This window comes from Acidovorax sp. LjRoot129 (assembly GCF_964253765.1).
Lineage (GTDB): Bacteria > Pseudomonadota > Gammaproteobacteria > Burkholderiales > Burkholderiaceae_C > Acidovorax.
The window spans coordinates 4,777,049-4,801,133 of record NZ_CAXUSE020000001.1 but is presented as its reverse complement, the minus strand read 5'-3'; the positions used below and the strand labels follow the sequence as shown (position 1 = coordinate 4,801,133).

Sequence of the window (24,085 nt, the reverse complement as noted above, 5' to 3'; positions counted from 1 at the left end):
AACGTCGTTGGGTCGCCTTGCCGTGCTACAGCACTGTCTGCGGCTCCCCGCCTGGTTATGCAATTGAACGCAAATCCGCCAGCGGGCCGGTTTTACGAGCTCCTGCAGCATTCGTTGGGTGTGATGGCCCCCACCTGACTTTGCGCTGACCGCCGCATCGCGCGGGCGGTCAGCCCGCGCGGCCAGCACGGACAATAACGCCGTGCTTTCGATCCTTCTCATCACCTTCCCCTTCTTCGCGCTGGTGCTCTGCGGCTATCTCGCCGCCCGGCGCGGCGTGTTGCCCCAGCCGGCCATCCCGGGGCTCAACGCCTTCGTGCTGTACTTTGCGCTGCCCTGCATGCTGTACCGCTTTGGCGCCAGCACACCCATCGGGCAACTGCTCGACCCGGCCGTGGCGGGCGTGTACGTGTTGTGTGCGCTGGTGATGGTGGGCGGCACCGTGGCGCTCACGCGGCGTGGCAGCATCGGCTGGAACGACGCGGCCTTCGGTGCGCTGGTGGCCGCCTTCCCCAACACCGGCTTCATGGGCGTGCCGCTGCTGGTGGCCCTGCTCGGCGCGCAGAGCGCCGGCCCGGCCATCGCGGCCATCATGGTCGACATGCTCATCACCAGCTCGCTGTGCATTGCGCTCTCGCGCCTCGACGGCGCCGGCACCCACGGCGTGGGCGTGGCGCTGCGCAATGCCTTCAAGGGCATGGCGACCAACCCCATGCCGTGGGCCATTGCACTCGGTGCGCTGGCCTCGGCCCTGCAGTTCAAACTCCCCGGCCCGGTCGACAAAACCGTCGCCATGCTGGCCGACGCGGCTTCGCCCGTGGCGCTGTTCACCATCGGCGCGGTGCTGGCGCGCTCGCAGATGAACCAGCACGAGCAGGTACCGCCCCGGATGTATGTGCCCGTGGCACTGGCCAAGCTGCTGGTGCACCCGCTGCTGGTGTGGGTAGTGGGCACGGCGGCGATGGCGCTCGGCGCGCCGCTCACGCCGTTTGCGCTCACCGTGCTGGTGCTGGTGGCGGCCCTGCCCAGCGCCAGCAACGTCTCGCTCCTGGCCGAGAAGTTCGGCGCCAACAACGGACGCATCGCGCGGATCATCCTGGTGTCCACCGCGCTGGCGTTTCTGAGCTTTTCAGCGGCGGTGGCGTTGCTGACCTGAGGTTGCTATTGTTTTGATAGCTATGGGCGCATATGAATCAAGCGCTGGGGCCCTAAATCATTTAAATTTCAGTGCCCGCAGCCTTGCGCTCTGCCAAGATTGCCGTCCTGTCAGCACAGCGTGCGTGCGGACCGGGCCAGTGCCTCCAAAGCCTGCGCCAGCACGAACGAGCCGGCCACCAGGATCGCACCCTCCACATTGATCTGCAGCACAAAGGCCGGCCGGTGGATGCGGGTGGCCATCGTGTGCAGCAGCCGGGCGATGCCCAGCAGCGGAACGGCCAGGATGCCGAAGTGCAGCCACACCGTCCAGCCGCGCAGCGCCGTGCCCATCGCGGCCTCGGCACTGCATCGGGTGACAGCGCCGTGGCGCTGCCAGTCGGCGTAGTCCATGGCCAGGAACAGCAGCACCCCGCCAGCCAAGGGCACCACCACCATCAGCCAGAACATCACCCAGTGGCGGTCGTGCGGGTTCCAGCTGGGTTCGGGCTCCGCATCGTCGGAGTTGCCGCCGGGGGCAGAGGCGCCCGTGGTGACCTTTGCCGGGTGTGTCCCTTCGCTCTGCACCAATTCGTCGGCAGTGTCGGCCGCCATGTCCAGCCACCGGCGCCAGTCGCGCACGCGCGGTTGCTGGCCCAGCGCCGCCAGATAGACGCATCCGTCGTCCACACACAGCTGACGTGACGATGTGATGCGGTCGGCCGGCAGGTGCCAGTTTTTGGACCGGTGCGGCAGCTGCAGCACGAAGACGGTGGTGGTGTCGGACGCCCGGTCGCTGCTGGTGAACAGGCCCGTGGCCTGGTGCGTCAGCTCGATCACCATCCAGTCGTAACCGCGGTGCTCGCCCTTCACGATCCACTCAGGCTGGAGTTCCGTGAGGCCCAGCCTTTCCCACAGCGGGGCAGAAAAACTGGCGAGCAGCCCGGCGGGTGGAGCTTCCCGGACCGCCATTTACAAGTCCTCCAGGTCAGCGTCGTCCTGCGCTGCGCGCCGGGCCTGGACGCCGATGATGGTGGCCACGACGGCGCAGCCCAGCAGGTTCCACGGACCCGGAATGCCATACGCGGCAAAACCGGCTCCGAGCACACCCAGGATGAGGCCCATGCCCCACAGCGGCTGGTCTTCGCAGCGCTTGAGCACGAGGCCTTGGACTATCGAAAGAAGCCCCACCGTCACCGGCCACCCCATGAGGCACCCGAGCATCAGCAAAAACGCCGCCATGCCCTTCGCCTGTGAGAACCAGTTCCCCCAGATCCAGTTGGCGCACAACGTCGCCACGGTGATGTTGATGGTGGCCCACAGGGGCTGAAGTTTGGGCCCGTCGTTCAGTTCTTTGTACATGGTGGTGGAGATGGCCAGCGCGCAGGGGCGCTGTCCCTGTCACAGGGATTTGGTGCGGTCGAGGTCCAGAAAGAGCGCATCCTGACCGGGATCTGCGGGGGCCCATGCGCTGAATTGGGCACAAGGGCACCGGCTGACACCCGCGGTAGCGCACGGCGATACGCCCGGGCAGGACAGTGCAGGACTTCGAAGGGGCGGTGTCGGCACGTTGGGCGCGTTGTTCAATCCGCCACCGGGCGCTGGCCTTGCAGAAATCCCTGCAGGAACGCGTCGACATGGCGCAGTGGGTGCTGACCGCGCTCAGGGAGGGCACCGGCCAGTTGCAAGGCCCTTTGCAGCTGGTCGTCCAGCCGTTGTCGCCAGCGCCCTTGTCGGTCGAGGATGTCGGCCACGGCCTGCGCGGTGGTCGCCTGCGTTGTGGCCGCAGCGGCGTCCTGGCCCAGCAGCATGGCGCCTGCCAGGTCGGGGTCGTAGTCGCAGGCCTGCAGCAGGGCGGTGCCGGTCTCGTACAGCCGGTTGATGTTGCCGGCCTCCGCATAGCGGCGCGCGATCAGCAGGAAGTCGGTGGCGTCCTTGGATGTGTCCAAATGCCGGTCGCCCCAGGCGATCAGCTTGAGCACGGCCAGCGATGGCAGTGAGGCCACGCGCACCGCCAGGGCGCCGTCCAGATCCACTTCAACAGCGGCCCGGTGCGCTTCGGCAAAGCCTGCAACGTTCATCACCACCGCATGCTCTGGCGGCCAGGCAATGGTGGCATGCGGACTTGCCACCGCGCCAAAGGGCAGCAGGTCCAGCGGAATGCCATGAACGGTCGCGGCGGGCCGGTACAACAGGCGGTGGGCGACTCCGGGCTGATCTTGAAAGCTACCTTCGGCCAACAGCTGGTCTTTGAGGGCGCTGAATGCGGCCCAGTCGGTCAAGTGCAGGCCCAGGTCCACATCGCGTGTGGCGCGCCCCGTGCTTTGCCCATGCACATGCCACAGCATCAGGTCCCGCGCCAGTGCGCCCCCCACGAAGAAGTCGATGTGAAGGCTGCGGGCCGCGGTGCTGGCCAGCTGCAGGATGTCCCGCAGCAGCGGATCGACTGGCCGGTCAGGCGATGTCTTGAGCATCGCGGCCGGTGTCCAGGTATTGGGCGCGGACGCGCTGGGCGGTATCGATATTTCGCGGGTCGGTGCTGGCCATCAGGTCCGCGTAGACGAGCAGCGGCGGCACGGTGGCGCTGCCGGCGTCGTCATCGTCCGCCAGAGGCCAGAAGGCGCTGAGTATTTCGACGGTGCCCTCGGGGTCGGGGCGCAGCCGGTGTTTCAGGATCAACGCTTCGGGCGCTGCCGCATAGAGGGTCATCTGCTCGGGTTCGAGATACCCGGTCAGGTGGTGGGCCGCGACTTCGCCGCCCCAGGCTGCGTGCAGGGGTTGCAGGTCCAGGCCCCTCCACCAGTCCCGGGCCGGGGCTGCGAATCGCCGGCCGTGCAGCTGGGGCCGCAGTCTGATGGGGAAGTGGGTGGTCCATTCCTCCTGCAGGGCGGCGGGGGCCAGCAGGCGGCGCGGCTCCGTCAGCGCCAGATGGCCGCGTGCCTGCAGGTCGCTGAGCACGTCGCCCACACTGCCCAGTGCGACGCCGGCGGTGGTGGCGATCTCGCGGTAAGGCGCGGCTGCAAGGCCCGGGCGGGTCAGCAGGGCAAAGGCGATGCGCAGCCCCGCAGGGGTCAGCGATTTGAAGCGCCCCACAGGCCGCGCGCGCTCGGTGCGGGGGTTGCCGGTGACGTACACAAAACAACCCGGCACGTTGAGGTAGGCGTTGCCCGCTGCATCGATGAAGTTCAGGCCGAGGCTGCGGCACTGCCGGGCAGCCTCGGCGGTGATGAACGGCGCGACCAGCAAGGTCGGCTCGCGCCGGTGGCGCGCCCTGGCGTGGAGCGGGCCCAACACGTGGAAGCGGTCGACAGCCTTGACCTCGGCCGCAAAGCGCACCGGCAAAGTCTGGGGCGCAATGATGTCCAGCCAGGCATCGGGCGCGGCGTCGCCCGGGGCGCCTTCCATGACTTCGCGGGTGGCAGCCTGCTCCACGCGCACCCCGGTTGCCGTTTGGAGTGCAGCAATGGCGTTCCTCAGGGTGTTGGCTGTGTTCATATTTCTCAGTTGTTCACGTTCAGTGAACTTTGAGCATAGCTGAACACTTGACTGTGTTCAATATATTTTTATGTTCACGTGCAGTGAACATGAGACTAATATGAACGGTCAAATCACCAGCGGATCCACATCCACCAGCCAGCGCACCAGCCCCTTGTGCTCGGGCGCGCTGCGGGTGGCTTGCATCACCGGCTGCCACGCCGCCAAAAACCGCTGCAGCGCGGCGCGGCTGCTGCTTTCCATCAGCATTTGCGCGCGCTCCACATTGGCCACGCGCTGGATGGTCAGCGGCACTGGGGGGAACAGCGTCACAGCCTCCAGCCCTGGCAGGGCGGCTGCGTGCGCGGCAGCCGTGGCGGCGGTGAGGAAGCCCTGCGCGACTTCCTGCGTGCGGGCGTCGGCGCGCACCAAAGCCTGGAAGGCGAAGGGCGGCATGGCGGCTTCTTCGCGCTCCTGGAGCTGCTGGGCGGCAAACGCCGGGTAGTCGTGGGTGCGCAGCGCCTCGTACACCGGGTGCTTGGGGTGAAAACTCTGCACCCACATCTCGCACTGCGTGCCCTGGGCGGCCATGTAGGCGGCGTCTCGCCCCGCGCGGCCGGCGGCCTGCATGAGAAGGGCAAACAGCCGCTCGGGCGCCCGGAAGTCGCTCGAAAACAGCGCCCCGTCGGGCTGCACTGCGGCCACCAGCGTGATGCGCCGAAAGTCGTGGCCCTTGGCGATCATCTGCGTACCCACCAGCACATCCACCTCGCCCGAATGCACCTGCGCCAGCTGCGCCTCGAGCGATCCCTTGGCCTTGGTGGTGTCGGCGTCGATGCGGGCAATGCGGGCGGGGGTGCGGTCGGGCCGCAGCACCTCGGACAACAGGTCGCCGAGCTGTTCTTCAAGCTGCTCGGTGCCCCGGCCCATGGAATGGATGTCCGGGCTGCCGCAGGTGGGGCAGGCACGGGGCACGCGCACCGTGTAGCCGCAGTGGTGGCAGCGCAGGGTACGGTCGGCCTTGTGGAAGACCTGGTGCGCGCTGCAGTGCGGGCAGTCGCTCTTCCAGCCGCAGTCGGCGCAGTGCAGCACGGGGGCGTAGCCCCGGCGGTTGAGCAGCACCATGCTCTGCTCGCCGCGCGCCACGCGCTCGGTGATGGCGGCCAGCAACGGCGCGCTGAAGATGGCGCGGCGCGGCTGCTGGTTCATGTCCACGCGGCGCACCCGAGCCAGGGCGCCAGCGCCGATCCGGCTGGGCATGGCCAGGCGCACGTAGCGCCCGCCTTCGGGGTCATCCGCCGTGGCCGGGCGGCTGGCGTGCCAGGTCTCGAGCGACGGCGTAGCCGAGCCCAGCAACACCTTGGCGCCTTGCTCGCGCCCGCGCCAGATGGCCAGGTCGCGCGCCGAGTAGCGGGCGCCTTCCTGCTGCTTGTAGCTGGGGTCGTGCTCCTCGTCGACCACGATGATCTTCAGGCCCGGCAGGCTGGCGAACACCGCCATGCGCGTGCCCAGCACGATGCGCGCCACGCCGCTGTGCGCTGCCAGCCAACTCTTGAGGCGCTGCGGGTTGGTCATGCCGCTGTGCAGCGAGACCACGGCCTGGCTGCCAAAACGCGGGGCGAAGCGGGAGGTAAAGCGCTCCTCCAGCTGGGGCGTGAGGTTGATCTCGGGCACCATCACCAGCGCCTGGGCCGTGGGGTCAGACTCCAGCGCCTCTTGCACGCAGCGCAGGTAGACCTCGGTCTTGCCGCTGCCGGTGCTGCCAAACAGCAGGAAGGGGCCGGATTCTGAGGAAATTCGGGCCCTGGCGCTTTCCTGTTCTGGGGTGAGTGCTATGTTTTGTATAGCAACTTCGTCCGCTCCCGCCCCCATGCCTTTGGCCGGGCGCCGCAACCGGCGGGCCAACTGCTCGGGTTGCAGGTCGCGCAGCTGCGGGGGCAGGGCGGCTAGGGCGATCTCGCCCAGTGCGCGCTGGTAGTAGCGCGCGGCAAAAGCCACCAGCCGGCGCCAGGGCAGGCTGAGTGGCTCCACGCCCTCCAGCACGCCCGCAATGGGGCGCATGGCCGCGCCCTCGGGCAGCTCGCCCGTGGCGTCTTCGGCATCCCACACCACACCCAGCACCTCGCGCTTGCCCAGCGGCACCCGCACCAGGGTGCCCGGGGGCAGGGGCTGCTCGCTGGCGTAGCTGAGCAAATCCCCCACGCCGCTGTGGGACGGCGTGTGCAGCGCAACGTGGACGATGGCAAAAGAGATAGACACAGGCTATGGGGAGTTACAGGTGCTTGTGGAGGCGGTGTGGAGCTTTGGCGGCTAAGTGCTTGATTTGATAGGCGCTGTGAGTAATCCCGATTTTCTGTGGATAACTTTGTTGACATCCTGCCCGCGTGCCCCGCAGACCCGCATGAATACTGGGCCTGAACAAATTGCCCACAAATTTGGCAGTGCCAAAAAATCCTTATGAATCAATCATCTGAAGGATTTTGCGTGCAAATTCTGTGCTAAGCCTCGGCGGCCGGAGTATGTTGCGCCGCATCAAGATTTGTGTGCATAAGTCGAACATCGGTCCGCCGTCAAGACCCAAGAAAGCCCCAAATTTGTGCTAGCCAGGATCACCTGGGTTCGACTGGTTCTGAGATGTAAGCCGCAAGTGCTTGATTTGTCTGGGGTTTTGCAAGAAATCCAGAGTTTCTGTGGATAACTTTGTTGATATCTCCATTGTTTGCCGCGCCAGCCCTTGAAATACCGTGCTTTCGCTGGAATGCCTGCAAAAAACGCAGGCCCCGCGTTTCCTTTGAAATCAACGACTTACGAAGTGGTTGAGAATCTTTTCGGGGCCGTCCCCTGGGTGTGCACGACTGCGCATTGATTGCTTGCGCTGCTCCAGATTTGTGCATAAGTCCTGCGCTGCGGGCGCACAGCTGGCCCGCGGGGTGGCAGGCCAGTCCAACACGCTTCAACCCTGCCGCTGCGCTCGCGAGTGGCTGTGCACGGCCTCGACCAGCGCCGACACATGCTCGGGCGGTGTGAACTGGCTGATGCCGTGGCCCAGGTTGAAGATGTGCGTGGGGCCGGTCGTGCTGCGGTCGGTGTGGGGCTTGCCGAAGCTGTCCAGCACATGGCGCACCTGGGTGGCGATCTGCGCCGGGGGCGCAAACAGCACGTTGGGGTCGATGTTGCCCTGCAGCGCCTTGCCGGGGCCGCCCACTGGGCCGCCCACGATGGCGCGGGCCTGGCCGAGGTTGGCCGTCCAGTCCAGGCCCAGCACTTCGCAGTCCAGCTCATTCATGTCGGGCAGCCAGATGCCACCGCCCTTGGTGAACACGATGCGCGGCACGTCGGTGCCGTCCACGCCGGTGCGCTTGAGTTGTGCCAGAACCCGCTTGGTGTACGCCAGGCTGAACTCCTGGAACGCGCCGTCGGCCAGCACGCCGCCCCAGCTGTCAAACACCATCACGGCCTGTGCGCCCGCGTCGATCTGCGCATTGAGGTAGGCGGCCACGCTATCGGCATTGATCGCCAGGATGCGGTGCATCAGGTCGGGGCGCGCGTACATCAGGCTCTTGACCAGGCGGTAGTCGTCCGATCCCTTGCCTTCGACCATGTAGCAGGCCAGGGTCCAGGGGCTGCCTGAGAAGCCGATCAGCGGCACACGGCCGTTCAAGGCCTTGCGGATGCTGGTGACGGCGTCGAACACATAGCGCAGCTTGTCCATGTCGGGCACGGCCAGCTGATCCACCGCGGCCTCGTCGCGCACTTGTTTGGCAAATCGCGGGCCCTCGCCTTCGGCAAACGACAGGCCCAGGCCCATGGCGTCGGGCACGGTGAGGATGTCGCTGAACAGGATGGCCGCGTCGAGCGGAAAGCGCTCGAGCGGCTGCAGCGTCACCTCGGTCGCGTAATCCACGTTGGTGGCCAGGCCCATGAAGCTGCCGGCCTTGGCGCGCGTGGCCTTGTATTCAGGCAAATAGCGGCCCGCCTGGCGCATGAGCCACAGGGGGGTGTAGTCGGTGGCCTGGCGGCGGCAGGCGCGCAGGAAGGTGTCGTTGGAGAGGGGGGCAAAGCTCATGGCCCGATTGTCGCAGGGGGCGCGCCGCTGCCCTGCCCGGCGCGCATCCACCCTTCAATGCGCCAGCTTGTACTGCACCAGTCCGTAGACGCTGTAGCCCACCAGGTCGGGCATTGCATAGCTGGGGAAGGCCTTGGCCATTTCTGCCTGGATGGCTTGGTGGTGCGCGCCCTGGCGTGCGGGGTCGCTCAGCTCGCTGGCGCGGCTGCCCAGGCGGTGGATGTAGCCCGTCACCACTGCGTCGGCCTTGTCGAGGTAGGCCGTCTGCTCGGCCACCGCCTGCGCCACGGGCACAAAGCTGCCGCGCCCGCCGTAGACCTTGCCGGTGCCCAGGCGGGGCAGTTCGGCCAGCCCGGCCTTCCAGCCGGCCAGCGTGGGCAGGGGCTTGCCGTTCACGATGCCGCCTTCGAGCCAGGCGTGGGTGCGCGTGTGCACCAGGTCCCCCACGGCCAGGTCGCCGGTCTGGTCAAAGCGCACCACGGTCTGGTTGCTGGAGATGCCCGGCTGGGGCAGCTCAAACAGCGTGATCGTTTCGCCCGATTGGAGCGTGATGCGGTGCTGGCCGGAATACGTGGTCTTGATGGCCTCTGCGCGCGGGTAGGTTGCGTCGGTGAACGCTTTGGCAACGTGCACCCAGAAATGGCGCTTGTACGCGTCGGTGCCCGGCACGGCGGCGGCGGTCGTGGCCGACGCGATGCTCTCGATGCCCTGGGCGTGGAACACCGAGAGGCCGTTGAATTTGTCGGGGTTGGGGTGTGTCACGACCACGCGGGTCACAGGTGATTTCGTCTGGCTGCGGATGGATGCGAGCAGCGCCTCGGCATGGGCGGGGGTGAACTGGGCATCGACCACCGTCACTTCCTGGCCGTCGTCGTACCAGACGGAGTGGGTGTTGAAACCGGCAGCGTCGGAGGTGAAGACGTGCACGGTGCCCGCCCAGGAGGTGGCGCCAGCGAAGGTGAGGGCGATGGCCGCCAGCGCGCGCAGAGCGCGGGGGCGGCGCAGGGGCCGGAAGGGGCTCGAAAAACAGGCGAATTGCGAGGCAATCATGGTGTGGGCTCAATGAAGTGGAAATGAGCCTCTAAGGTAAATTCGCGAGGCTTGGCCGTCTCGGCGCACCACGACAAAAAATATGCCCAAACAGACAAACGCAACGAACGCTGCCCAGGCGCCTGCGTTGGGCCGCCGCAGGCCGCGCACTGCGGCGCTGGCCTCGTCGGTGCTTGCCAACCCGATCGATGCCGATACCGCCGGGCGCGCAGTCTGTGTGGTGTCCGACCGCTACCCGCCCTTTGACGGCCACTGGCACGCCCACCAGAGCGCCCAGTTTGTCTATGCCTGCGAAGGCATGCTGACCACCCACACGCAGCGCGGTACCTGGATCGTGCCGCCGCACCGCGCGGTCTGGTTGCCGCCCGGCATGGTCCACAAGGTGGCCGCCGACCGCCCGGTGTGGCTGCGCACGCTGTACGTGAAACCCGGCGCTGCCGATACCCCGTCGGAGCCAGGCGTCGTTACGGTCGGTCCGTTGCTCGACGCCCTGCTGGCCGAGGCCGCCACATTTGGCACCGACTACCCGCTGGGCGGGCGGGAGGAACGCCTGATCGCGGTCATCCTGGACCGCCTGCCGAACCTGGAGACTGTGCCGTCGTACCTGCCCACGCCGGCCGACCCGCGGTTGGTGCGCCTGACCACCGCGCTGCGGGCGCAGCCCGCCGATGCACGCACGCTCGATGAACTGGCCACCGTCTGCGGCATGACCGCCCGCACCGCCGCTCGGTTGTTTGCCAAGGAAACGGGGCTGACCTTTGCCCAGTGGCGCCAGCAGCTGCGCCTGCTCAAAGGCATGCAATGGCTCAGCCAGGGCCGCAGCGTGACCGAGGTGGCGCTCGAAGTCGGCTATCTGGACGTGTCGGGGTTCATCACCGTGTTCAAGCAAGCGTTTGGCGACACGCCGGCGCGGTACTTTCGGCGCGGCTGAGCCAGGCTTGCGTCGCGAGGTGGCTGGCGGCGTACGAGCGAACTACCGCTCTGCGATGTAGTGCGACATGCGCACCACTTCACCGGGGGCGAGGAACGCCCGCACCTCGGTCTCCAGCGTCTGGTCGGCCATGGTGGCGCGGGCGCGCTGGTGCAGGTAGTCGGCCCAGGATTCGACGATGAAGCGCTCCACATAACGTGAGGGCTCGCCCAGGTCCTTGTACACGCGCCAGAAGGTCGCACCGTCGCGCCGGCGCGGCGCCTTCATGCGGCTGATGGTGTCCAGGAACTCGGCGTCGGTGCCCGGCGCAATGCGGTAACCCACCTCCACCGCCACAGGGCCGGCCTCAGGCAGGGGCTCGGCCTCGATAAAAAGTTCGTCCCAGGGCGTGGCCTGCGTCACCTCGTGCAGCGCGCCCATGCGCAGCGGCATGGGTTTGGCCAGCAGCAGGCCCACGCTCATCAGAGCGGCTGCCACATACAGCGTGGGCGCCAGGCCGACGATGTCGGACGCTGCGCCCCAGAACGCCGAGCCCATCGCAAACGCCCCCAGCGCCGCCACCATGTGCATGGCCACCGCGCGCGATCGCACCCACTGCGGCGCGCTGGCCTGCGTGGCCGTGTTGAAGGTGGACATGGCCGACATCCACGCCGCGCCCGCAAACAGCATGGCGATGTAGACCACCCAAGCGATCTTGGTCAGCGCCGCCACCAGCATGGCCAGGGCAAACACCACGCCGCCCACGCCCACGATGATCTCCATGCCAAACCGCGCGCGCAGCCGCCCCAGCACCAGGCCCACGGCCACCGCGCCGGTGCCCAGGCAGCCCATCAGCAGGCCAAAGCCCGGCGCCCCGGTGCCCAGGCGCTGGGCGATGGCGGGGAGCAGGGCCCACAGGGCGGAGCCCGCGGCGCTGAACGCCATCACCCGCACCAGTTGCGCCAGGATGATGCGCGAGTGCCATGCAAAGCGCAGGCCGCTCAAAGTGCCGCCCCAGAGGCGCTCGGCGGGCAGCTTGGAGGGCGGGTGGGCCTTGGGCGGCCAGCGGCGGATGGACCCCCACATCACCAGGGTGGTGGTGACCGTGACAGCGAACACCCAGCCCGCGCCCAGCTGGGCAAACACCAGCCCTGCCAGCGTCGGCCCGATGGCGCGCGCTGCGTTGTAGGCAATGCTGACCGCAGTGATGGCCTGGGGCCATTCTTCGCGCGGGACAGGGTCGATGACCGAGGAATTCCAGGCCGGCGTCAGCACGGCGGTGCAGCAGCCGCAGATGAACACCAGGAACAGCACCGAAGCCGGCCCGCCCCATCCGCCCAGCACCAGCAGCGTGAGCAGTGCACAGGCTGCCACCTGCGCCATCAGCGCGCCAGAGATCAAACGGCGCCGGTCCGTGGTGTCGGCCAGCACTCCGGCGGGCAGTGCCAGCAGGAACATCGGCATGAACACGGCCGTCTGCACCAGCGCCGCCAGGAACGACGAGCCGGTGAGCTCCACCATGAGCCAGGCGGCCGCCATGGTCTGCATGCCGCTGCCGATGAAGAACACGCCACCGCAAATCCACAGGCCCCGAAAGGCGGGTTGGCGCAGAGGGCTCCAGAGCGAGGTGGACGTCGACATGGGATGAGGCACCGGTCAGCGGCGGGTGGTGCGGCCGACAAATTACTAAGGATGCACAGGATATCGCTTTGGCGCGTAGTGCGTGGACTTCTCTGGCCGGGGTGCCCCGAGGGGTAAAAAATCAAGCAAAAATGGACTCTAGCGCTTGATGTGTAAGCGCTAATAGCTATTAATTTAATAGCGTCCCGCTTTTCCCCGCCTCCAGCAGCCGCGTGAGCAGCGGGTGCATCACCTTGCGCGCGCTGTAGATCAGGTGGAACTGCTCCTGCACGTCCGGTGTGGTGCCCACCTGCACCAGGCCATGCGTGTGCGCCAGGTGCTCGCCCAGCGACACGGGCGCGGGCATCACGCCCATGCCGGTGGCCGCAAAGGTGCTCAAGAGGGCGCTGTCTTCAAACTCGCCGGCGATGCGTGGGCGGATGCGTTCGCGCTCCAGCCAGTGGTCGATGCGGGCGCGCATGGCCGCGTGGTCGGTGGGCAGCAGCACGGGTACCACTGCCAGGCTGTGCGGGAAGTTGTGGGCTGCCGCATCGGCCCACAAACGCGGCGCGTACCAGGCGATGGCGCTGGTGCCCAGCAGCTGGCTGGTGGTGCGCAGGGCGCGGTTGGGCGGCGCGGCGCGGTCGGCCAGTACCGCATCGAGCTTGTGCAGCGCGAGCTCTCCCAGCAGCGGCTGGAACTCGCCTTCGTGGCACAGCAGGCGCAGGTGGGGCTCGTCCAGCACGGGGGTCAGCAGCCGGTGCACCGCCAGCTTGGCAATGCCGTCGGAGATGCCCAGGTTCAGCCGCAGCGTCTGGCCGCTGGCGGCCTCGCGCACGCGCACGGGCAGCAGCTCGCCCAGCGCAAAGATGTGGTCGGCCTCGTGCAGCGCGGCCACGCCGGCGTCGGTGAGCACCAGGTTGCGGCCCTCGGTGCGCAGCAGGCTCACGCCCAGGGCCTTTTCCAGCTCGCGCACCTGGGCGCTGATGGTCTGGACGGCCATGTCCAGCCGCTCGGCAGCGCGGGCGATGCCGCCTTCCTTGGCCACGACCCAGAAGTAAAAAAGATGGCGGTAGTTGAAGCTCTGGCTCATGATTTCCTCGCAATCGGCACCACGGTGCCGCGGCGTTGGTTCGTAAAAACCGAACCAATGGTACTGATATGACAGGTTTTTAAGAATCGATTCCGCCCCTACAGTCCGTCCAGTCATCGGCAGGTCTTGCCCGATGAAACATTTTTCCCCTCGGAGCTATAAATCATGGAAACCATAGGAACCTGGTGGATGTGGGCGGGTTTTGCCGTCTTTGTGGTCGTCGCGATCGGCGTCGATCTGTTGGTGATGGAGCGCCAGGGCGCGCACAAGGTCACGATGAAAGAGGCGCTGCGCTGGAGCCTCTTGTGGTTCTCGCTGGCGTTCGTGTTCGTCGCCATCCTCTGGTGGTACCTCGACAGCAGCCAGGGCCGCGAGGTGGCCAACACGGTGTCGATGCAGTTCATCACCGGCTACCTGGTCGAAAAGAGCTTGTCGATCGACAACATCTTCGTCTTCCTGATGCTGTTCAGCTACTTTGCCGTGCCGCCGCAGTACCAAAAGCGCGCGCTTATCATCGGCATCATCGGCGCCATCGTGCTGCGCACGCTGCTGATACTGGCAGGCGCCTGGCTGCTGGCCACCTTCCACTGGCTGCTGTACGTGTTCGGCGCGTTCCTGGTGGTCACGGGTGCCAAGATGTGGTTCGCTGCGGGCCAGGAGCCTGATATCGCCACCAACCCGGTGCTTAAGCTGCTCAAGAAGCGCATCCGCATCACCGACCAGTTCGACGGCGAGAAGCTCTCCACGCTGATCAACGGCGTGAAGCACTACACCCCGCTGTTCGTGGTGCTGGTGCTCATCGGCACCACCGACATCATCTTCGCGGTCGACAGCATCCCGGCCATCTTCGCGATCACCAACGACCCGTTCATCGTGCTCACGGCCAACATCTTCGCCATCCTGGGCCTGCGTGCGCTGTACTTCCTGCTGGCTGACCTGGCCGACCGCTTCCATCTGCTGGCCTATGGCCTGGCGCTGGTGCTGATCTTCATCGGTGGCAAGATGCTGCTCATCGACCTGGTCAAGATCCCGATCGGCTATGCCCTGCTGGTGACAGCCGGCCTGATTGCAGGCTCCATCTTCCTGTCGCTGCGCAGCTCGGGTGGCAACACCCAGCAGCCCGCACAGGCCCTGCCCCCCAAGGACTGACCGCAAGGAACACACGCCATGGAACTGCTCGACTCTGTGCTGCTGTTTCTCTTGGGCGGCCTCGTCGCCGCCACCGTCATCGCCCACCGGGCGGGCAACGAGCAGCGCGATGTGCGGCTGCTGATGGCGCTGTCGGCGCTGTGCGGCGCGGGCACCGCTGCCGCCTTTGCCTGGAACTGACCGCGCCATGATGTCCATGCTGTGCACCCTGCGCCGCTGGCTGCGCGGCCTGGAACCCCGGGCGCGCACGCACCTGGACCGCAGCTGGCTGGCCAGCCTGCGCCCCTGGCTGGAGCGGCGCGAGCTGTTCCGCTTTCAGCGCCAGCCCCTGGCGCGCGGTGTGGCGGCTGGCATGTTTTGCGGGCTCATCCCCGGCCCGCTGCAGATCCCCGGCACCTTGCTGGTGTGCGCTTGGCTGCGGGGCAACGTCGTGGCGGGCGGGGTGGCGACGTTCTACACCAACCCCTTCACCACCGTGCCGCTGTATGCGCTGGCCTTCTACCTGGGTGCGCTGGTGATGCCTGGTACCCAGACGCTGCCCCCGTGGAGCAGCGTGGCACCGGGAGGTGATTTTTCAGTGCAGGCGATGGCCGCCTGGATCCAGGCGCTGGGCACACCGCTGCTGGTCGGCCTGCCCACGCTGGGGCTGCTGCTCGCGGCGCTGGGGTATGCGGCGGTGCAGCTGATGTGGCTGGCACCGGCATGGCAACGCAAGCGCCGGCTGGTGCGCTCTCGGCAGGCGTCGGGGCTGCGGTCTTAGGGCTTCGCCGGGCCGGTATCAGGCCGGTTCTCCTTCTTCCTGAACTTCTGCGCCAGCGTCTCCACCAGGCCGATGGTCCAACACATGGGGCAGCCGCGCATCGCCACCAGCGCAATCGCCCCGGCAAGCAATGCCAGCCACGGGGCCTGATGCTGGTGGAGCCATGCCCCATACAGGCACCCGAACGCGACCCCGCCGCGCAGAAGGTGCCCCGCCAGGCTGCGGCTCGCGAAAATGCCTGTCGCGCTTTTGGCCAGCAGCTTCATCGCACGGGCCCCTGCGCTGCGCCGGTCACGCTGCGTGCTGCCCGCGCCCTGGTTCCAACACTCTTTTGATACGACATGGGGCTTCCTTGGCTGCCGTACAAAACGCGGCATCCCTGCAAAGAGCGGCCGCCGTCGCAAAAGGATTCAAGGCCGCCAAAAAAAATGCTGACGTTGGCGGTGCTGAGGGCGGCGTCAGTCCAGCTTCACGCCCACCTTGGTGATCACCCGGCCCCACTTCTCCCGCTCGGCACGCGCAAAGCTGCCCATCTGCGCCGCGGTGCCGGGCATGGGCTCCACGCCCAGGGCCTGCAGGCGTGCCTTGGTGCGCGTGTCGGCCAGGGCGGTCTGCAGCGCCTTGCTGAAGTTCGCCACCGCCTCGGGCGGGGTGCCGGTGGGCGCCACCACACCTTGCCAGGCATAGCCCTCAAAGCCCTGCAGGCCTTGCTCTGAAATGGTGGGCACATCGGGCATGGTGCCCACACGCTGCGGGCTGGCCACACCAATGGCCTTGACCTTGCCGCTGGCCAGGAACGGGTACACCGTGGCGCTGTCGATCCACATCGCGGGCACCTGGCCGCCGATCACATCCTGGATCGCAGGGGCTGCGCCCCGGTAGGGCACGTGGGTGAGCTTGAGGCCGCTCTGCTCGCGAAACAGCTCGCCCACCAGATGGTGCGGGCTACCTGGCCCGGCCGACGCCCAGTTCACGCCATCAGGCATCCCCTTGGCCCAGGCCATGAACTCCTTGAGATTCTTGGCTGGCACGTTGTTGGACACCACGAGGAACATCGGGAAGCGCACCAGCAACCCCACGGGCTGGAAGTCCTTCTCGGCGTTGTAGCTGAGCTTGCTGAACAAAAACGGATTGGCCGCCAGCGTGGCGAAGTCGGCCGAGAAGATGAGGTTGCCGTAGTCCTTGTTGCGTGCGCTGTACTCGGCGGCGATGTTGGTGCCCGCGCCCGGCTTGTTGTTGATGACGATGGGCCGACCCAGCGTCGCCGACATCGACTCGGCAATCGTGCGCGCCACGATGTCGGAGCCGCCGCCGGCGGCGTAGCCCACCACCCATTCGAGCGGCTTCTGGTCTTGGGCGGTGGCGGGCAGGGACAGTGGGGCGAGTGCCAGGGCACCGAGGGTGGCGAGGAAATGTTTGCGCAGCATGGTTTTGTCTCCGGGTTGTTGTGATGCGGTCGAGGCAGGGGCTGCAGTGCACCGTCTTTGCGATGCTGCTGCGGCCGGGGGAAAAGGGTCCGGGCCGGCGTTCAGGCCATGGCGTGCGAGGGCAGGACCGGTGTGATGGCCTGGCGGTCTGCAGCATTGGCGGTGGCCGTGTTCAGGCCCACCGTGCCGCGCGCCAGCCGCAGCGCGTCGCACAGCGTGGCCTGCTCGCCGATGTGGTTGGCCAGCAGCAGCACCAGGCGCGCGTTCATTGCATGGCTCTCGGCGGTCGACAGGCCCTGGTGCGCGTTGATCAGCGCTTCATAAAAGTCATCGCAAGCCTGCAGATGGGGCTGGGTATTGAGCATGTTTGGGAGCTCCTTGGATTCAGGCGTGGGCCGCAGTGGCCCGGGCCAAGGCCGCGCGCACGGCAGCTTGAGTGGGCGCGCGCCAGCGGGCGCAGACATGCTGGTCGGGGCGCACCAGGTAGGCGGTGCCGGGCAGGGCGTCCAGCCGCTGGTTGGCTAGACCCTCGGTGTCCAGCACGTCCACGCCGATCTGCAGCACCTGCACCTGCGGCATGCCAAACGCCCACGCCGGTGCAGCGCCAAAGACGACCAGCGTGAACTCAGGCCCCAGCGTGCGCAGCAGCCAAGTGGGCTGGTCCTGGCGTGCGAGTGGCGCATCCAGCAACACGGCGCCCGGCACCTGCGTGCCCGCAAAGGCGTCGGTGTCGGGCGTGTTCAAAGGCGATGCATGCAGCGTGGCCGGCACCGACAGGCGCCCGCTGTTGACGATGCGCCGCGCAAACGCATGGTCGCGGGCCAGGTGCAGTGCGGCGTCGCGGAACAGCCGGCTGATCTCGCTCTTGGGCGTGATGAAGTCGGTGGCGCGCGTGGAGTTGGCAATGTTCTCGTCGGCGGCGTATTCGCGCTCGGGGCCGTAGGTGGCCACCAGCGCAGCGCTGGCGTGACCCTGCAGCACCCAGTCGAGCTTCCAGGCCAGGTTCTCCGCATCCTGCACGCCGCTGTTGGCGCCGCGTGCGCCGAAGGGCGACACACCGTGGGCGCTGTCGCCGGCAAAAATCACGCGGCCGTGCACAAAGCGGTCCATGCGCAGGCAGGCAAAGGTGTAGACGCTCGCCCAGTCCAGCTCGAACTGCGCGTGGGGCCCCAGCAGCGCCTGCACACGGGGCAGGATGTTCTCTGGCTTCTTTTCTTCCTCGGGGTCGGCGTCCCACCCCAGCTGGAAGTCGATGCGCCACACGTTGTCGGGCTGGCGGTGCAGCAGCACGCTTTGGCCGGGGTGAAACGGCGGGTCGAACCAGAACCAGCGCTCGGTCGGAAACTCTGCACCTCCGGCGAGCTTCACGTCGGCGATGAGGAACCGGTCCTTGAAGATGCGGCCTTTGCTCTCCAGGCCCAGCATCTGCCGCATCGGGGAACGTGATCCGTCGCACGCGGCCACCCACTGGGCATCGATGCGGTAGTCGCCCTCGGGCGTGGCAATGGTCAGCAGTGCGCTGTCGTTGCGCTGTTCCACGCCAGTCACCTGGTTGTGCCAGCGGATGTCGATGCCAGGCAACTGCAGCGCGCGCTCCACCAGGTAGGCCTCGGCGTAGTACTGCTGCAGGTTGATGAAGGCCGGGCGTTCGTGGCCGGTCTCGGGCAGCAGGTTGAACTCGTACAGCTGCTCGCCCTGCAGGAACACCCTGCCCACGTTCCACGACACGCCCTTGTCCACCATGCGCTGGCCCACGCCCAGGCGGTCCCAGATCTCCAGCGTGCGCTTGGCAAAGCAGATGGCGCGCGAGCCGGTGGAGAGCTTGTGGTCGTTGTCCAGCACCACCACACGCTGCCCGCGCTGCGCCAGGTCAATGGCCAGCGACAGGCCCACGGGCCCTGCACCCACGATGACCACGGGGTGCGCTTCGGGCGTCGTGCTGTCCTGGTCGGGCGAGCGCACGTAGCCGAATTCGAGGGCCTGCACCTCGGCACCGCTGGCGCGAAAGGCCTTAGCGGGAATGTCTCTGGGGTTCATGGCGTCATGGCCTTTGTGTCTTGGATCGAGCCGGGCGCTGCTCTGGGAACGGACCTTTGCAACTGGCGCAGCCCCAAGCGAGGGACGCCAAGCCAGGGCCGCCCCGCAGCAGCGAGGGCGTCGTCCCCCTTCCCGCAGCGCGCAGCGGTGCGAGAGAAGGGGGAAGGCGCGCAGCGCCTCAGGGGGTTGTTCTCTATTCAACCTTCCAGGGATTTCCACATCTGCACGTCCCGCTCGGCCGTCCAAATGCGCGGGTCCGGGTACTGCGTGGCCTCGTCGTAGGCGCGGGTCACGTCGAACGGCATGCAGTGGTTGAAGATCACCCAGTGGCCGTACTTGGGTTGCAGCCGGGCGAACGTAGCCTCGTAGACCTTGCGCAGGTCTTCGCCCTTCGCAGCGCTCGCCTTCACGCTCTCGTACAGGTCGCTGATGAAGGCGCGCGTGCCGGCCAGGCCGGCCTGCACCTGCTCGGGCGTCTGCAGCGCGGCGCCGCGGCCGGGCACCAGCTTCTCGGGCTTCAGGGCGGCCAGGTTGTCCAGGGTCTGTGGCCAGTCCTGGAAGTACGCATCGCCCGCATACGGCGTGGCGTCGAACTCCACCAGGTCGCCGCTGAAGAGGATCTTTTCCTGCGGCAGCCAAGCCACGGTGTCGCCCTTGGTGTGGCCGCGGCCCAACTGCAGGATCTGCACCTCCAGCGTGCCCAGCCACAGGGTCATCTTCTTGTTGAAGGTCATGGTCGGCCAGGTCAGGCCGTCGGGCACGCTTTCCACGTTCTGGAACAGGCGCGGGAAGCGGCCGATCTCGCTGTCCTTGTCGAACTGGCCGCGCTCGACGATCAAATCGCGCGTGTCCTCGCTGGCAATGATGTGCTCGGCCCCATAGGCACTGGCGCCCAGCACGCGCACCGCGTGGTAGTGCGACAGCAGCACGTACTTGATGGGCTTGTCCGTCACTTCGCGGATGCGGCGGATCACGTCCTGCGCCATGACGGGCGTCGCCTGGGTGTCGATGACCATCACGGCGTCGTCGCCAATGATGATCCCGGTGTTGGGGTCGCCCTCGGCCGTGTAGGCATAGGCATGGTCGGAGAGCTTGTCGAAGCTCACCTTCTTGACTTCCAGGTCGGCGGCGGAGGCGAAGGTCTTGGTGGTCATGGCGGGGAATTCGTTATAGGTGAATGCATTTATCTAAAAAGAATGATTTGATCGTAGTCAAATAATTCGCTCATGTCTAATGCATTTGTTTAGGTGAAAACCCGAAGGGGGTGGGCTGCCCGTGCGCCGTGGACAATCACGCCATGGCCACCTCTGCACCCGACACGCCCCGCCCCGATGACGAAGACGACAGCAGCCCGCGCACGCCGCGCGGCATCCAGAGCGTGGAGGTCGGCGGTCAGCTGCTCAAGGTGTTGGCTCGCACCGGGCGGCGCATGGCGCTCAAGGACCTGGCCCGCGCGGCCGACATGACCGCGGCCAAGGCGCATCCCTATCTGGTGAGTTTTGGAAAACTGGGCCTGATCGAACAGGACACAGTGAGCGGCCACTACGGTCTGGGCCCCCTGGCCATGCAGCTTGGGCTCATCAGCCTGCAGCAGGTCGACCCGGTGCGGCTGGCGATTGCCGAGCTGCCTGCGCTGGCCCAGCGCATCGGCTACACCGTGTCGGCATCGGTCTGGGGCGACAACGGCCCCACCATCATCCGCGTCGAAGAAGGCCCGACGGCCGTGTACGTGGCCATGCGCCATGGCACCACGGCATCGGTGCGGCACACGGCCACCGGCAAGGTGTTTGCCGCCTTTGGCCCGCGCGAGCGCGCGGCCGCAGCACTGGCGGCCGAAGGTTTTTCCGGCGCGCTGGACGAGCCCGCGTTTGCCGCCGAACTGGCCGCCGTGCGCACCCACCACATCAGCGAGGTCACGGACCAGCTCCTGCCCGGTATCAGCGCCCTGGCCACCCCGGTGTTCGACGGCTTTGGTCAGCTGGTGCTGTGCCTGGCCGCCATCGGACCGAGCGCCACATTGCAGACCGGCCCGGACGGAGCCCCTGCGCAGCATCTGCGGGCCGCAGCGCTGGGGCTCTCGCAGCGGCTGGGCGCAGCGCAGGCCGGCGGTGCATGACCTGCTGGCCGGCCCCGGGGGTCAGCCGCGCTGCATGCGGGCCTTGATGCGGCTGAGCGCAACGGGCGTGACGCGCACATAGCTGGCGATGTCGCGCTGGCGCAGCTGTGCAGCGACAGGGCCCTGGGTCAGCAGAAAGCGGCGATAGCGTTCCTGCGGCGAGAGCGTCAGGAGCTCCATCTCGCGCTGTTCCTTGCGCTGGCCGTAGAGGCGGTACGCGTTGCTGAGCGCGCGCTGCCATTCGATGTGGCGCCCGGCCAGCGCTTCCAGCACGCTGTGGTCTATCTGGTCCACGCTGCAGGGGCCGCCCTCGGCCACGGCGGCGTAGCTGGTCACCCCACCGGGCTCAAGCGCGGTCAGGCTCGCAAAGCACATGCCGGCCGGCACAAAACCCTTGACCCATGCATCCCCCGCCGGGGTCTCGTAGACCATCTTGATGAGCCCTTGGGTCACCACAAACACGCGGGGCAGCACTTCACCCGCTTGAAACAGCGCTTCGCCGGCCCGCAGCCCGCGACGGTTGGCGGCCCCTTCAAAGGTCTTCCACTCGGGCAGCGGGCCTTGCGCGAGCTGTTCCATGACGTCACGCGCAGAACAAGCCGGGGTAGATGCAGAAGAGGGGGCCAAAGCGTGTCTCCGTTAACCCAGGTTATCGCCAGAGGACCGAAGCATCTCCACACTGCGGTGCGGTGGGCGTGACGCCCGTGACCTGTTCCTTGTGGAGGTGTTTCGTGATGCAGCGGTTTTTTCTGCCACCCGTCGCTTGGGTGGTTTCGGTGGTGGCCATGGTGATTTTGCAGCGCGCTTGGCCTGTGTGGCGCGTGCCGGAGCTTGTCAGCGCCTGGACGGGCCCCGTGGGCCTGGCGCTCGGGCTGGTGGGCCTGGCCATCGCGCAGTGGCACGCGCGCCTGTTTCGGCGCATCGGCACCAACATCAACACCTTTGGCGAGCCCGACAAGCTGACCACCGCAGGGCTCTTTGCGCACACGCGCAACCCCATGTATTTGGGCATGCTCCTGGCGTTGGTCGGTGTGGCGGTGGCGCTCGGGGCGCTGTCGGCCTGGCTTCCCGTGCTGTGGTTCTTCGGCCTTGCCCAAGCTTGGTACATCCCGGCAGAAGAGCGCAACTTGTCCGCCCGATTCGGCAGCCAGTACCAAGACTACTGCCGGGATGTGCGGCGCTGGATCTGATCTATCCGGGAGCGATCCGGACGACCGTGTCCGGGGTGCGGCGGGTGCACTCGGCGCAGGACTTCGTTGAACCTGCCCAGCTCGCCGGACCCTCGCGTATCGAAATTGCTGCATCTCGCCGCAGAAAATTAGCCCTGCCTGACGCCGCCGCACCCGTCTGGCCGGCATCCAATGAACCCTGCGCTCCCCTAGCGGAGCCTCCCGCCCTGCGGGCTCTGCGCCACCCCCTGGCTCGCCTCGCGCGGGCTGGTCATCCTGCGCCAGAACCCATTCTCCGGATCCCGGCCCTGTGTGCCGATCACCGCATGCGCCAGTGACGACGTCGCTCGTGTAGGACTCGCCACCCTTTTTTCCGTGAATTAAGCTGACCCGGTGGCCGCGCTGGTGTTTCTAAAATATTCATTCGCCAACAATTTTTAGAGTACTCCTGGTCTCCCTCTCTACGGACTTGAATCGCGGGGAAGCCATGGAAGCTGATCGTGATATTGCTGCGGAGCATCTGCCGCATGCGCTAACGGGTCAAAACGTCGAAAGGGCAAAGATTGTCAAACAAATCCAGCCTCCCGCCTTACCAACTAGGCGTCGCATCCACCGGTATTCCTGGGCTCGACAGCGTGCTCAACGGTGGCTTCCCCGAACAACATCTTTACCTGGTGGAGGGCAGCCCCGGCACGGGTAAGACCACTCTGGCGCTCCAGTTCCTGATGGCGGGACGCGAGAAGGGCGAACAGGGGCTGTACGTCACGCTGTCTGAGACCTCCGAGGAACTGGCCAAGGTCGCGCAATCGCACGGCTGGACGCTGGACGGCATCTCGGTCTATGACCTCGTGAGCGACGAGGGCCTCAGTGAGGAGTCCGAGCAGACCATCCTGCACCCGTCGGAGTTCGAGCTGGGCGAAACCACGCGCGACGTGATGCGGCTGGTGGGCGAACTCAAGCCGCACCGCGTGGTGTTCGACAGCCTCTCCGAGCTGCGCCTCTTGGCGCAAAGCCCTCTGCGCTACCGGCGCCAGATCCTTGCGCTCAAGCGGTTTTTTGCTCAGATGGGCTGCACGGTGCTTATGCTGGATGACAAATCGGCCGGCGAGGGCGACCAGCAACTGCACAGCATTGCGCACGGTGTGGTGCACCTGAACCAAAACACCAGCGATTACGGGCCGGACAAGCGCCGGTTGCGTGTGGTCAAGCTGCGCGGACTCAAATTCCGCAGCGGCGACCATGACTTCGACCTGGACCGGGGCGGCCTCGTGGTGTTCCCCCGGCTGTCCGCTGGTGAGTACCGAAGCACCCTCAAGGCCGAGCCCGTCTCCACCGGTACGGCCGTACTGGACTCTATGTTGGGCGGCGGTCTCTCGCCTGGCAGCAACATGCTGCTTGCAGGACCGGCCGGTATCGGCAAGTCCACCACGGCCACGAGTTGTGCTGTAGCGGCCATGCAGCGCGGAGAAAAAGTAGCCTATTACCTCTTTGACGAAGGGCTGAGCACCTTGCTCCAGCGTTCCAAGGCATTGGGCTTGGACATTGCCCCGTTTATCGACTCGGGCCAACTGATGATCCGGTCATTCGATCCGGCCGAGGTTTCGCCCGGCCAGTTCGCAAATGCGGTACGCGACGCCGTAGAAAAAGACGGCGTTCAGATGGTGGTGATCGATAGCCTCAACTCGTACATGCAAGCCATGCCCGGGGGACAGTACCTTTTGCTTCAGATGCACGAACTGCTGTCCTATCTGAATCTGCGAGGCGTGGTCACGATGATCATTCTCTCGCTGCATGGCACGGTGGGCGAAATACGCAGCGACGTCGATCTGAGCTACCTGAGCGACGGCATGGTGCACTACCGCTTTTTCGAGGCCGGGGGCAATCTCCTCAAGGCCATCTCAGTCATCAAGAGCCGAACCAGGGCGCATGAGACGACGATCCGCGAGTTTCGGGTCGGCGCGAAAGGCGTCGAGATCGGCGAACCGCTGACCGATTTCCGCGGAATCCTCGCCGGCGCTGCCCACTACGCGGGCGGTCAACGCCTTCTGGGCGATGGTAAAAATCCCGCTGGGACCTGACG

The 24,085-nt window shown here is 66.6% G+C and carries 23 protein-coding genes; 8 read left to right on the top strand and 15 right to left on the bottom strand.

What is annotated here, in order from left to right:
* Positions 1-202: 202 nt before the first annotated feature.
* Positions 203-1,156 carry an AEC family transporter gene (locus ACSQ3Q_RS21905; protein ID WP_436136430.1) on the top strand — a complete coding sequence of 318 codons (954 nt, stop codon included), beginning with the start codon at positions 203-205 and terminating at the stop codon, positions 1,154-1,156.
* A gap of 110 nt (positions 1,157-1,266) precedes the next feature.
* On the opposite strand, the gene ACSQ3Q_RS21900 is transcribed toward ACSQ3Q_RS21905, so the two are convergent.
* The 7 genes from ACSQ3Q_RS21900 to ACSQ3Q_RS21870 form a co-directional block, all read right to left on the bottom strand.
* The gene (locus tag ACSQ3Q_RS21900; RefSeq protein ID WP_436136429.1) at positions 1,267-2,106 is read right to left on the bottom strand and encodes a hypothetical protein; all 840 of its coding nucleotides are present in this window, start codon (positions 2,104-2,106) and stop codon (positions 1,267-1,269) included.
* Positions 2,107-2,496, bottom strand: a complete 390-nt coding sequence (locus tag ACSQ3Q_RS21895; protein ID WP_436136428.1) for a hypothetical protein — start codon at positions 2,494-2,496, stop codon at positions 2,107-2,109.
* A gap of 221 nt (positions 2,497-2,717) precedes the next feature.
* Positions 2,718-3,608 (bottom strand): nucleotidyl transferase AbiEii/AbiGii toxin family protein, encoded by an 891-nt coding sequence (locus ACSQ3Q_RS21890; protein WP_436136427.1) that lies wholly within the window; start codon positions 3,606-3,608, stop codon positions 2,718-2,720.
* A complete protein-coding gene (locus tag ACSQ3Q_RS21885; protein ID WP_436136426.1) occupies positions 3,589-4,629 on the bottom strand; it encodes a type IV toxin-antitoxin system AbiEi family antitoxin in 1,041 nt (346 codons plus the stop codon). The genes ACSQ3Q_RS21890 and ACSQ3Q_RS21885 overlap by 20 nt, the downstream gene beginning before the upstream one ends.
* Before the next feature lie 108 nt (positions 4,630-4,737).
* Entirely contained in the window at positions 4,738-6,867 is a 2,130-nt protein-coding gene (gene priA / locus ACSQ3Q_RS21880; protein ID WP_436136425.1) for a replication restart helicase PriA, read from the bottom strand.
* A 694-nt stretch (positions 6,868-7,561) separates the two neighbouring features.
* On the bottom strand, positions 7,562-8,674 hold the full coding sequence (hemE, locus tag ACSQ3Q_RS21875; RefSeq protein WP_436136424.1) for a uroporphyrinogen decarboxylase: 1,113 nt from the start codon (positions 8,672-8,674) through the stop codon (positions 7,562-7,564).
* A 54-nt stretch (positions 8,675-8,728) separates the two neighbouring features.
* Positions 8,729-9,724, bottom strand: coding sequence for an MBL fold metallo-hydrolase (locus tag ACSQ3Q_RS21870; protein ID WP_436136423.1), 996 nt, complete (start codon positions 9,722-9,724; stop codon positions 8,729-8,731).
* An 82-nt stretch (positions 9,725-9,806) separates the two neighbouring features.
* Here ACSQ3Q_RS21870 and ACSQ3Q_RS21865 point away from each other — a divergent pair, with 82 nt between their 5' ends.
* Entirely contained in the window at positions 9,807-10,655 is an 849-nt protein-coding gene (locus ACSQ3Q_RS21865; protein ID WP_436136422.1) for a helix-turn-helix domain-containing protein, read from the top strand.
* A gap of 42 nt (positions 10,656-10,697) precedes the next feature.
* On the opposite strand, the gene ACSQ3Q_RS21860 is transcribed toward ACSQ3Q_RS21865, so the two are convergent.
* Positions 10,698-12,275 (bottom strand): MFS transporter, encoded by a 1,578-nt coding sequence (locus ACSQ3Q_RS21860; protein ID WP_436136421.1) that lies wholly within the window; start codon positions 12,273-12,275, stop codon positions 10,698-10,700.
* A gap of 169 nt (positions 12,276-12,444) precedes the next feature.
* Complete coding sequence (locus ACSQ3Q_RS21855) at positions 12,445-13,347, bottom strand: LysR family transcriptional regulator (RefSeq protein WP_436136420.1); 903 nt, start codon at positions 13,345-13,347, stop codon at positions 12,445-12,447.
* A 165-nt stretch (positions 13,348-13,512) separates the two neighbouring features.
* Between ACSQ3Q_RS21855 and ACSQ3Q_RS21850 the strand changes: the two genes are divergently transcribed.
* From ACSQ3Q_RS21850 to ACSQ3Q_RS21840, 3 genes are read left to right on the top strand one after another with little or no spacing between them, the layout of a single operon-like run.
* Entirely contained in the window at positions 13,513-14,496 is a 984-nt protein-coding gene (locus ACSQ3Q_RS21850) for a TerC family protein (protein WP_436136419.1), read from the top strand.
* Between the two features lie 18 nt (positions 14,497-14,514).
* A complete protein-coding gene (locus tag ACSQ3Q_RS21845) occupies positions 14,515-14,676 on the top strand; it encodes a hypothetical protein (RefSeq protein WP_436136418.1) in 162 nt (53 codons plus the stop codon).
* Positions 14,677-14,683: 7 nt separating this feature from the next.
* A complete protein-coding gene (locus ACSQ3Q_RS21840) occupies positions 14,684-15,256 on the top strand; it encodes a DUF2062 domain-containing protein (protein ID WP_436136417.1) in 573 nt (190 codons plus the stop codon).
* Here the strand turns inward: ACSQ3Q_RS21840 and ACSQ3Q_RS21835 are convergent.
* From ACSQ3Q_RS21835 to ACSQ3Q_RS21815, 5 genes are all read right to left on the bottom strand, one after another.
* Positions 15,253-15,522, bottom strand: a complete 270-nt coding sequence (locus ACSQ3Q_RS21835; RefSeq protein ID WP_436136416.1) for a hypothetical protein — start codon at positions 15,520-15,522, stop codon at positions 15,253-15,255. The two genes, ACSQ3Q_RS21840 and ACSQ3Q_RS21835, sit on opposite strands and share 4 nt — an antisense overlap.
* Positions 15,523-15,714: 192 nt before the next feature.
* Positions 15,715-16,683, bottom strand: a complete 969-nt coding sequence (locus ACSQ3Q_RS21830; RefSeq protein WP_436136415.1) for a Bug family tripartite tricarboxylate transporter substrate binding protein — start codon at positions 16,681-16,683, stop codon at positions 15,715-15,717.
* Positions 16,684-16,784: 101 nt separating this feature from the next.
* A complete protein-coding gene (locus ACSQ3Q_RS21825; protein ID WP_436136414.1) occupies positions 16,785-17,048 on the bottom strand; it encodes a DUF2783 domain-containing protein in 264 nt (87 codons plus the stop codon).
* Between the two features lie 19 nt (positions 17,049-17,067).
* The gene (locus tag ACSQ3Q_RS21820) at positions 17,068-18,720 is read right to left on the bottom strand and encodes an FAD-dependent oxidoreductase (protein ID WP_436136413.1); all 1,653 of its coding nucleotides are present in this window, start codon (positions 18,718-18,720) and stop codon (positions 17,068-17,070) included.
* A gap of 197 nt (positions 18,721-18,917) precedes the next feature.
* On the bottom strand, positions 18,918-19,874 hold the full coding sequence (locus ACSQ3Q_RS21815; protein ID WP_436136412.1) for an MBL fold metallo-hydrolase: 957 nt from the start codon (positions 19,872-19,874) through the stop codon (positions 18,918-18,920).
* A gap of 143 nt (positions 19,875-20,017) precedes the next feature.
* On the opposite strand from ACSQ3Q_RS21815, the gene ACSQ3Q_RS21810 reads away from it, so the two are divergent.
* Entirely contained in the window at positions 20,018-20,836 is an 819-nt protein-coding gene (locus ACSQ3Q_RS21810) for an IclR family transcriptional regulator (protein WP_436136411.1), read from the top strand.
* Positions 20,837-20,857: 21 nt separating this feature from the next.
* On the opposite strand, the gene ACSQ3Q_RS21805 is transcribed toward ACSQ3Q_RS21810, so the two are convergent.
* Positions 20,858-21,415 carry a Crp/Fnr family transcriptional regulator gene (locus ACSQ3Q_RS21805; RefSeq protein ID WP_436136410.1) on the bottom strand — a complete coding sequence of 186 codons (558 nt, stop codon included), beginning with the start codon at positions 21,413-21,415 and terminating at the stop codon, positions 20,858-20,860.
* Positions 21,416-21,570: 155 nt separating this feature from the next.
* Here ACSQ3Q_RS21805 and ACSQ3Q_RS21800 point away from each other — a divergent pair, with 155 nt between their 5' ends.
* The gene (locus ACSQ3Q_RS21800) at positions 21,571-22,026 is read left to right on the top strand and encodes a methyltransferase family protein (RefSeq protein ID WP_436136409.1); all 456 of its coding nucleotides are present in this window, start codon (positions 21,571-21,573) and stop codon (positions 22,024-22,026) included.
* A 542-nt stretch (positions 22,027-22,568) separates the two neighbouring features.
* Complete coding sequence (locus tag ACSQ3Q_RS21795) at positions 22,569-24,083, top strand: ATPase domain-containing protein (protein ID WP_436136408.1); 1,515 nt, start codon at positions 22,569-22,571, stop codon at positions 24,081-24,083.
* Positions 24,084-24,085: the final 2 nt, after the last annotated feature.